We start from the raw sequence: 9,168 nt of genomic DNA on the forward strand, positions 1-9,168 counted from the left end.
TGCCGTATTATAGCAGGGAAGTTCTTATCGGCGTGATTGTACACCGCCACAGGAAGCAATGGTACAATGACCAGTAGAGACAATTGGTTTATCAAATGAGTGAGTATTATGGATCTACGTGTACGCCTTCTCGTTTCACTTTCTCCACTGCTAGTGGCGTTAGCGATCATTAGTGGGATTGCTCTCTATTCACAGCGACGAGTGGCTGAGGCAGTTGATGCAGTTGATCGAAGTGCCCGTAATCTGGTTGAAGTAGCGCAAGGCGAATCGATCATCTTACTCGAACAATATTATGTGAGCGAACTTGTCAACGGTTATCAGTTGAGTCGGCGTGAGCTCGAGCAGATTCGCACAGAAGCGCAACGCTTTTTTCGGGAATATACTTCAATCCATGAAGGTTTTATCGAACTCGAACTTGTGGCGCGTGTTGAAACGATGATTGCCCAGCATGATGCCGCCCTGACGTTCCTTGATCGTGGTGATCGTCAGCGTGCCCAAGAGCTGCTGCAAAGTGTTGATTATCATCGTAACATTCGTGCCATTCATAGTCTGACAATCGGTGCACAACGTGAATATGAAGTGCAGTATCTAGCGCGAATTGCTGCCCTTGAGCGCATTATTAATGAAGGTTTCTGGATTGCAGCTACCATTGTCAGTATATCAATCGCAATTGCTCTTAGCTTAGCCGTTTCGCTGATCTGGCAAGTTGGGAAGAGTGTTGATCGCCTCACCATCGATGCCGAACGATTGACAACATCCGATAGCTATGGTGTGCTTAGTCAAATCAGCCCGATTAATCAGCTCCAGCGATTGCGTGATGCGTTTCAGCATCTGATCGACACCAATTATCACCGCCAACAACAATTAACCGCTGCATTGCAGACCCAGCAGGCACAGCTCGAGCGCGAAGTGCAATTGCAGGCGACTATTCGGGCCTTAAGCTTACCGATAACGGCCCTCGGTCCGCACACGATCTTTTTACCACTCGTTGGGTATCTTGATGCCGAGCGAAGTGCTCAGCTTGAGCAGACTGTCCTTAATGCAATTCAGCAACGACGAGCACGAGCGGTGGTGATCGATGTTCATGGACTAGCAGCAGTTGACGAAGCGACAACACAGACGCTCATAAGAGTTGGACGTGGTGCGCAATTGTTAGGAGCAACCGCTATCCTCGTTGGTGTCCGGCCAGAACAGGCGCTCGCTTTCACCGAATTACCCATCGGTTTATTTCGGTATGCCCGTGATATTCCCTCGGCCCTGAGTCTCGTAAGCTAACACTCTGTTATAATGCAGTGCGTTACCGTTCGTTGGTACGAAGGAGGCCATCATGCACATCGTTGTGTGTCTAAAACAGGTCCCTCGCGATAATTCGGTCAAGATCCGACCGGATCTGACGATTGATGCCGAGGGAATCGAGAAGATCATCAACCTCTTTGACGAATACGCGCTCGAAGAGGGCATTCGCTGGAACGAACAGCACGGCGGCAAGATGACCGCTTTGTCGATTGGGACTACCGAATGGGTTGAGCAATTGCGGCGGGCGTTGGCAATGGGTGCCACCGATGCGCTGTTGCTTAGTGACCCGACGTTTATGAACCTTGATACCATCGCTTCTGCACGTGTTGCGGCGGCGGCGATCCGTAAGTTGGGCGATGTTGATCTCGTCATCACCGGCCGTAATAGCACCGACGACGAAAGTGGCGCGTTTGCGCCTGCACTGGCGCGTTTATTAGGCTGGCCACAGTTGACCTATGTTGGTAAGGTGCTCGAACTCCAGCCGGGTGGCACGATCAAGGTGGAACGCCATCTCGAAAGTGTGATCGAAACGGTTGCTTGTCGCCTGCCGGCAGTCATGTCGGTGGTGAAGGATATCAATGAGCCGCGCTATCCCTCACTGCTCAAGATCAAGCGGGTTGCCAAAGTCGAGCCACCGGTTTGGACGGCCGCCGATCTGGGGTTGAGTGCTGTCGATATAACCCCGGTGGCGCAACTGGCTGCACGGGTACCGCCGCCACCGCGTCCGAAAGGTGAAATCATCGATGGCCCTGATGCCGCTACGAAGGTGCGCAAGCTGGTCGATAAGCTAATGGAGTATCAGGTGATTTAAGCGCGGGAAGGAGCAGATTATGAGCGGCGTATTAGTCATTCTCGAAGCCGTTGGTACTGATTTGGCCGCCATTTCACGCGAATTGCTCGGCAAAGGCCGGCAATTGGCCGACACGTTGGGTGGCCGATTGGCTGCACTGGCGATTGGTCCGACGACATCTGTCGCGGCGCAGGCCGGTGCTTTCGGCGCCGATCAGGTCTATACGGTACAGGCGCCGGTGCTGGCTCACTATACTACCGATGGATACGTCGCAGCCGCAATGGCCGCAGTGCAGGCGTGTAATCCGGCACTTATTTTGGCCGGTAGCAGTTTCCAGATGCGCGATTTTGGTGCAGCACTGGCAACCGATCTCAATGCCGGTCTGGTGGTTGACGCGATCGATCTGCAAGTGGTCGATGGCGCAATCCAAGCAACCCGACCTTCACACGGTGGGAATGTGATCAATACCTATCGGTTTGCTACCAGTAAGCCGGTAGTGGCGCTGGTGCGGAAGCAGAGTTTCCCGGAAGCAACTGCGCAACCCGACCGCAGTTCACCAATTACCGAACTTACCATCTCCGATCTTACCCCGCGTACCGAGGTGTTATCGGTGGTACCGAAGGCCGGAGCCGTCAATCTCACCGATGCGGCAATTATTGTCACCGGTGGTCGCGGTTTGGGGAACAAAGATAACTACTATCGCCTCATTCCGCCGTTGGCCGAGGCACTTGGTGGTGCATATGGGGCTTCACGGGCCATTGTCGATGATGGTTGGGTTCCTTACGAGCACCAAGTTGGTCAAACTGGTAAGACGGTAAGCCCCAAACTGTATATCGCAGCCGGTGTGAGTGGAGCAATTCAGCACCTGGCCGGTATGCGGACGAGTCGCACGATTGTGGCGATCAACAAAGACCCTGAGGCGCCGATTTTCCGCATTGCTACCTTTGGCGTGGTCGGTGATGTCAATGAAATCCTGCCGTTGCTTACGGAAGAGGTGAAGCGGCGGCTGAATCGTTAAGTAAACTGAAGGTTATTGTATGTCGGGAGCCGTGCGGTGTTCGATAGAGGGTGATCAACGCACGGCTCTACGCTTGGGTGAACCTATCGTTTCGCCAGTGCCGCCTGCAATGTGCTATATGTGCGAATATGGTGGAGATCGATCCCTAGTGTTACGAGCGTCTGGGCTACTTCAGGCCGAATCCCAACTAATATCACCTGCGTCCCCATCAATCGAGCTGCTTCGACCAATTGCAGTAATCCTTTAGCTACTTGAGAATCGATCACCGGTACACCGGTAACATCGATGATCAGCTCGCGCGCATTAGTGTGCTCAATCTGGTTGAGTGCTTGTTGCTGCATGTTGACGATTCGGGCTGTATCGAGTGCGCCGATCAAGGGCATGACGAGCGTCGTATTGTTTACCGGTAGTACCGGAACACTAAGCTCCCGGATGACTTGACGCTGCTGTTCATTTTCGGCGAGTAAGCGAGCTTGTTCGGCCGTTCGTTGTTCTAGGTCGCGCAACGCGATTTGTAATGCCTTCGTGCGTTGTTCGACTTGCAATTCGAGGGTGGTGTTGAGTTCGGCCAGTCGAGCAGCGTTTTGTCGTGCTTCATTGCTCAACCGACGGGCTTCTTTGAGGGCGTTGTCGGTAATCTGTCCACCGATAAATGTAAACCATGCAGTACCAACCTGTAAAAAGAGCGCAGCAAGGATAAGGGAAGTTTGTAGTTGATCGATAAAAATTGGTGTATTGGCAATAGTCCACGCTACAAAGAGACCGACAATATTTGCTACCAAAACTAGCCAAATAAATACCGGACGTACCGTCAGACCGGCAACGAGGATAGATAAGACGAGGTAAAAAGGTGATGTAAGCGGGCTGGTCGGTGAGCTTTGGATAACGATTGGTGTTAGTATCGGGAGAGTAATAAATGCGATTAATACCAAACTACCTATGCCAATGTACCCACGGCGAGTGATCGCAATGGTGATGAGATATGCGGTAATACTGATGATAATAATAACGAGTGAAATGAGCAGGTTGCTGCCGGAAAATGTGAGGGGAATTGCCAGTACTGCTAAACAGATCATGACGAAAGCAACAATAACGGTTGTACGACCACGCCGAAGATCATCTTCGTCGGTACCACAAATGTTCGTCAGCCATGCGATCATCGAACGCATATAACCTCCTGTGTTATAGCGACCGGTATTTGTTATTGTATTCATTTCCATCACAATTGAGAACATTGCTTTGATGGAAAAGGTATTAGTACGCTGCTCCTACCTATTGTCGTGATTGTCTAATCCCTTTTGTCAATCTACAACGGGACTCCTTCGTCTCTCTACAAAACGGTCTTGCTTGGCTACAGTACAGATAGAAACCGGCTTTGCCTCTTCTCTCACTTTAGCCGAGCGAGGCCGCTATGCGTACCAAACTTCTTCTCAGCATGCTGCTTTGCTTAAGCATAACACCGGTAGCCTTGATCCACGCGACTCCGCCGATCACAACACCTGAGCTTGCCCTGCCGCCGAATGATGTTCTGATCGCACCACCACCAGCGACTCTCGCATTTGCTACCGACGAAGATCTCCGCTTACCGAGCCAGTACCTCGCCGGTCGGGTGGCCGTGCGGTTAGTGTTGCCTGAAAGCAATGGGCTGATCGATCCGTCGGATGAGAATTGGACTCCTGATCAGATCGAGCAGGTTGTGAGCGAAACGCAAGCCGCTCTCGACTGGTGGCGCGAGCGATTGCCTGCTGCCCGGTTAGCGTTTGACCTGGTCGTTCAGACGGTGCCGACCAACTACGAACCGATTCGCTATGGCATTGCGCAAGAAGGTCTCTGGATTAGTGATGTGTTGCGGGCATGGGGCTACGAAGGGGGGAACTATATTGAGCAAGCGTACAGCGCTGCCTTTGATCTACGCGATCAACGTGGCGCCGATTGGGCGACGACCATCTTTATTGTCAATAGTGCCCGTGATGATGGCTACTTTGCTGATGGTCGTTTTGCCTATGCCTACCTCAACGGCCCATTTAGCGTCATCACATCCGATGGTGGCCCGTACACGACTCGGTGGCTGCGTGCCGTTATCGCCCACGAATTTGCCCATCTCTTCGGCGCACTCGATCAGTACAGTTCGGCAAATGTGAGCTGTGATCTGCGCAGCGGCTATCTGTTTGCACCGACGACCAACAGTATGTTCAACAACTGCGGTACTAACGAGCCTAGCATCATGCGCGAGCTGATCACCAGCTTTACTATCGGCGCGGTTGACGTATCGGCGCGGGCGCAGCTCGGTTATCGTGATAGCGATGGTGATGGCGTGATTGATGTGCTCGATACGACGCCGACGATCACGCTTACCGCTACTGGGCAAACGCTCAGCCATCGTCCGATGGTTGAGTTGATGGTTCGTGATCTGGGTTATCCCTCGCCAGTACAGCCTGACGTCAGCATTAATCCAATCCAGTCGGTAGAGTATCGGGTTGGGGACAGTGATTGGCAGCTTGCGCTACCGGTTGATGGTGCGTTTGATCAGACCCGCGAGGTTGTTCAGGTTGAGTTACCGCTGTACGACGGCGAGCATGTTGTTGAGTTTCGCGCTGTGAATCTGGTAGGCAACGTCTCAGCCCCGATCAAACAGACGTTCACGATTAGTGGCTTGGGTGTGGCGCCTGTCTACAGACTAGCACCGGCATTCATTCAAGAGCAAACGCTGATGGTTCATGTCCAAGCACCACCGGAAACACAAGCCGTCGAAGTGAGTACCCGTCGCGACTTTGTCAATCCGCTGCGCCTACCCTACCGCTCTGAAATTGTGCTGCCATTACCCAATGAGTTGGTGCTCTCCACATTTACTCATGCGCCGATGCTGTATGTGCGTTTTATCGATGCGGCCGGGTTACCGTCATTGGTCTACGCTTTACCGATTGACTTGCCAGAACCGGTGATGGTAATGATCCCGTTAGTGCTACGGTAGACGCCTCGTAAACGGTTATCTCATCGTTCAGGGCAGCCGCCGAGTGGTCTGCCCTTCTTCTTTTTCAACTCCTATCGGCCTGAGATTCTGCAAATCTGTTACCGACGTTGATCCTTCAAGATGGTAGACTAAGGTTGTCGGAACAATTGGTCTAGTGAGGGAGTGTGCGTGTATGCGTTATGACCGTCATCTCGGCCTATGTATCATCTTTGTCGTACTCTTCTTGAACACTTGGTCGTCGCCAGTGCCCGTGGTGCAATCGGCTAGTCCTTCCGTATTTGGGGCCAATACCCATATTGCGGCCAGCTATCCATTTCCCGACTCACTGAACCGGCCCGCCGATGTGATTGCCCAAAGTGGAATGGGTTGGGTCCGTGAGGAATTTCAGTGGGGTCGCATCGAACCGCGTCCCGGTCAATTTGATTGGACATTTACCGACCGAGCGGTGAATGAATTGGTGCAACGCGGAATCAACATTATCGGCCTGCTCAACCCGGCAGTCGGTTGGGGTACGCCTGATCCGGCGGACGATTATATTCCGCCAGAGCAAGGAAGCTTCTACCCGCCTGATCCACAACTCTTCGCCAACTTTGCTGCGACCGTTGTCAATCGCTATAAGGATCGTGTGCGCTATTGGCAGGTCTGGAATGAACCGGACAACCCGGTCTACTGGCGACCGTCTCCTAATCCGGCGGCGTATGCGGCCCTACTACGCACAGTCTATCCGGCGATCAAAGGTGCTGATCCGGGTGCGACGGTGCTGGCAGCCGGAATTGTCTCACCTGAACCGGCCGGTTCATTTCTGCAAGCTATTGCTGAGAATGGTGCATGGGGATCGTTTGATGTTATCGCACTTCATCCATACACCGATCCGCTTGGCCCTGAAGCCGGATCGATTGATACGGTTGGAATAGGTGCGATTCAGACGCTAGCCGCTCGGCTTGGCCCTAAACCGATCTGGGTTACCGAGTTCGGCTGGGCAGATAGTCCGACCGACCGCACCGGCGAACAGAGGATAGACCCGGAAACACAGGCTAATTATTTGATTCGGGCGATGGCAATGCTGCGCCAGGCCGGTGTCGAGCGGGTGATCATGTACCGCTTCAAAGATATGCAATTGCGGAACGGTGTCCCGTACAACGCCTACGGTCTGTTGCGCTACGGCAGTGGTCAAGCCGATTATAGTCAGTTCAAACCGGCTTTTCATGCCTTCCGCACGCTGAACCAACAGGTAGGTGGTCGACAGCCGCTCGGCTTACGACGGTTGAGTGATCAGCGGATGGCGTTTGATTTCGAGCGGGCCATTGCCTGGCAAACATTTCCGCCCGGTAACGGCTCAATTGTCCAGAGTAGCGGGCAAACGCACAGCGGCGGCGGTGCCGTTGAAGTGCGTTATCGCTTTACTACCGGTGGTAATGATTACGTGAGCTTCACACCACGTGAGGCAATTACCTTTCCTGCCGGTACCAGTCAGATCGGGTTATGGGTGTATGGAGATGGTAGCAGCTTCGATCTTAAAGTCCAACTGCGTGACACGCAAGGTGAGATCCTCCAATACCGCCTAGGCAAGATCGGCCCTACCGGTTGGCAGCAATTAGTGACAGCGATCACTGGGCCGGTCGAGCCGGGAAACCAGATTCGTTTTGTGAACGGTCGGCTTGACGGTGACATTACTTTGCAGGCGATAGTGATCGATGATGACCCTGATAGCCGAACCGGAGAAGGTGTCGTCTATCTCGATGACCTCATCGGTTACAGCGGGCCGGAAGCTTATGCAGCCCGTTTTGCCGCCGATCGCGGTGTGGTCGAAGTCGTATGGGCTGTTGATAATGGCCAAGTACGCATACCGAGTGCCGATACCGAAGTCACGATTATTGATCGTGATGGCGGTGAGCGACGACAGGCGGCACCGGGAGGTATATTGACCCTCAATGTCGGGCCAAGTCCGATCTATTTGGTCTATCAGCCGGGAACCGCATCGGTGCAGCCGCCATCGCAGCCATCAACCGGTAGCGGTTTTGTTCCATCCAATGGTGCCTTTGCCGATGATGCGATGCGTAACGTTTGGCAACGAACCGATCAACCGGTCGCCGGTGGTGCGCCTGGGTTGCGTCCGCGTTCGTGGATCTGGGGGCCACAACCGATCAGCGGTGCGATGCGGGAGCCTTATGCGCAAAGCCCCGGTGGTAGTCGGCTTGTTCAGTATTTCGACAAGAGCCGTATGGAGATCAACAATCCTAATGCACCACGCGACCAATGGTATGTAACCAATGGTTTGTTAGTCGTTGAGATGCTCACCGGTCGAATCCAGCTTGGTGATACACAGTTTGAAGATCGTACACCGGCGACGGAAGCCGTAGCAGGTGATCCGGCAAGCGTGAATCCGAATGCACCGACATATGCCACGCTCCGCAGCGTTGCTTTTCCGGTTAACTCGGCCCGCGCATCCGACCGGAACGGTCAGGTAGTGACCGCTTTTCTCAATCGTGATGGCACCGTCGTTGACCGGCCCGATCTCGCCCGCTACGATGTCCGGATTGGTAGCTACGAAGCTACGCTCGGTCACAACATCCCCCAAGTCTTTCTCGACTACTTCGCGCAGCAAGGCGTAGTGCTCGAAAATGGACGGTACGTTACACGCCAGATCATTGATTGGATCTTTGTCATGGGTCTACCGATCAGTGAGCCATACTGGACGCGGGTCAAAGTTGGTGGTGTTGAGAAGGATGTTCTCATGCAGGCGTTTGAACGACGTGTCTTGACCTATACCCCTGATAACGATCCCAACTGGCGGGTTGAAATGGGGAATGTAGGTCAGCACTACGTGCGCTGGCGATATGGCCCGTAGGGTGTGGGTAGGGTTATAGTGCAAAAACTATCGATGCCCTTGATAGTAGACCGTTCCTACTAAGAACATGTGCCATTGAGGGCACGTTCTCTGTTTGGACTGCTTATGTCAGCTCGTAGTGTCACAGGCGTTTTTTCGCTGACGGGGATGGTAAAGATTGCTCGCTGCGCGCGCAATGACAATGGTGGAGGTGCAAAGAGGGGGCCGCCGGGCCTGGTCATAGCAAGCGCTACGCATCATCCCCT

The 9,168-nt window shown here is 53.4% G+C and carries 6 protein-coding genes; 5 read left to right on the plus strand and 1 reads right to left on the minus strand.

All coding sequences use genetic code 11. The annotated features are described in order from the left end of the window. Positions 1-108 precede the first annotated feature (108 nt). The 3 genes from ACP5OT_RS16870 to ACP5OT_RS16880 are packed head-to-tail and all read left to right on the plus strand — an operon-like array spanning position 109 to position 3,104. Positions 109-1,275 (plus strand): STAS domain-containing protein, encoded by a 1,167-nt coding sequence (locus ACP5OT_RS16870; protein WP_424677087.1) that lies wholly within the window; start codon positions 109-111, stop codon positions 1,273-1,275. Between the two features lie 52 nt (positions 1,276-1,327). Beyond that, positions 1,328-2,107: an electron transfer flavoprotein subunit beta/FixA family protein gene (locus ACP5OT_RS16875; RefSeq protein WP_424677088.1), complete on the plus strand. Its 780-nt coding sequence runs from the start codon at positions 1,328-1,330 to the stop codon at positions 2,105-2,107. 19 nt (positions 2,108-2,126) lie between these two features. After that, complete coding sequence (locus ACP5OT_RS16880) at positions 2,127-3,104, plus strand: electron transfer flavoprotein subunit alpha/FixB family protein (RefSeq protein WP_424677089.1); 978 nt, start codon at positions 2,127-2,129, stop codon at positions 3,102-3,104. Between the two features lie 83 nt (positions 3,105-3,187). Here ACP5OT_RS16880 and ACP5OT_RS16885 read toward each other — a convergent pair whose 3' ends face one another. Then, a complete protein-coding gene (locus tag ACP5OT_RS16885) occupies positions 3,188-4,273 on the minus strand; it encodes an STAS domain-containing protein (RefSeq protein WP_428112979.1) in 1,086 nt (361 codons plus the stop codon). A 242-nt stretch (positions 4,274-4,515) separates the two neighbouring features. On the opposite strand from ACP5OT_RS16885, the gene ACP5OT_RS16890 reads away from it, so the two are divergent. Both ACP5OT_RS16890 and ACP5OT_RS16895 read left to right on the plus strand, forming a co-directional pair. Beyond that, positions 4,516-6,075 carry a hypothetical protein gene (locus ACP5OT_RS16890; protein WP_428132809.1) on the plus strand — a complete coding sequence of 520 codons (1,560 nt, stop codon included), beginning with the start codon at positions 4,516-4,518 and terminating at the stop codon, positions 6,073-6,075. A gap of 172 nt (positions 6,076-6,247) precedes the next feature. Beyond that, positions 6,248-8,923 carry a flagellar filament outer layer protein FlaA gene (locus tag ACP5OT_RS16895; RefSeq protein ID WP_424677092.1) on the plus strand — a complete coding sequence of 892 codons (2,676 nt, stop codon included), beginning with the start codon at positions 6,248-6,250 and terminating at the stop codon, positions 8,921-8,923. Positions 8,924-9,168 lie beyond the last annotated feature (245 nt).

The organism is Chloroflexus sp. (assembly GCF_049970315.1).
In the GTDB taxonomy this organism is placed as follows: domain Bacteria; phylum Chloroflexota; class Chloroflexia; order Chloroflexales; family Chloroflexaceae; genus Chloroflexus.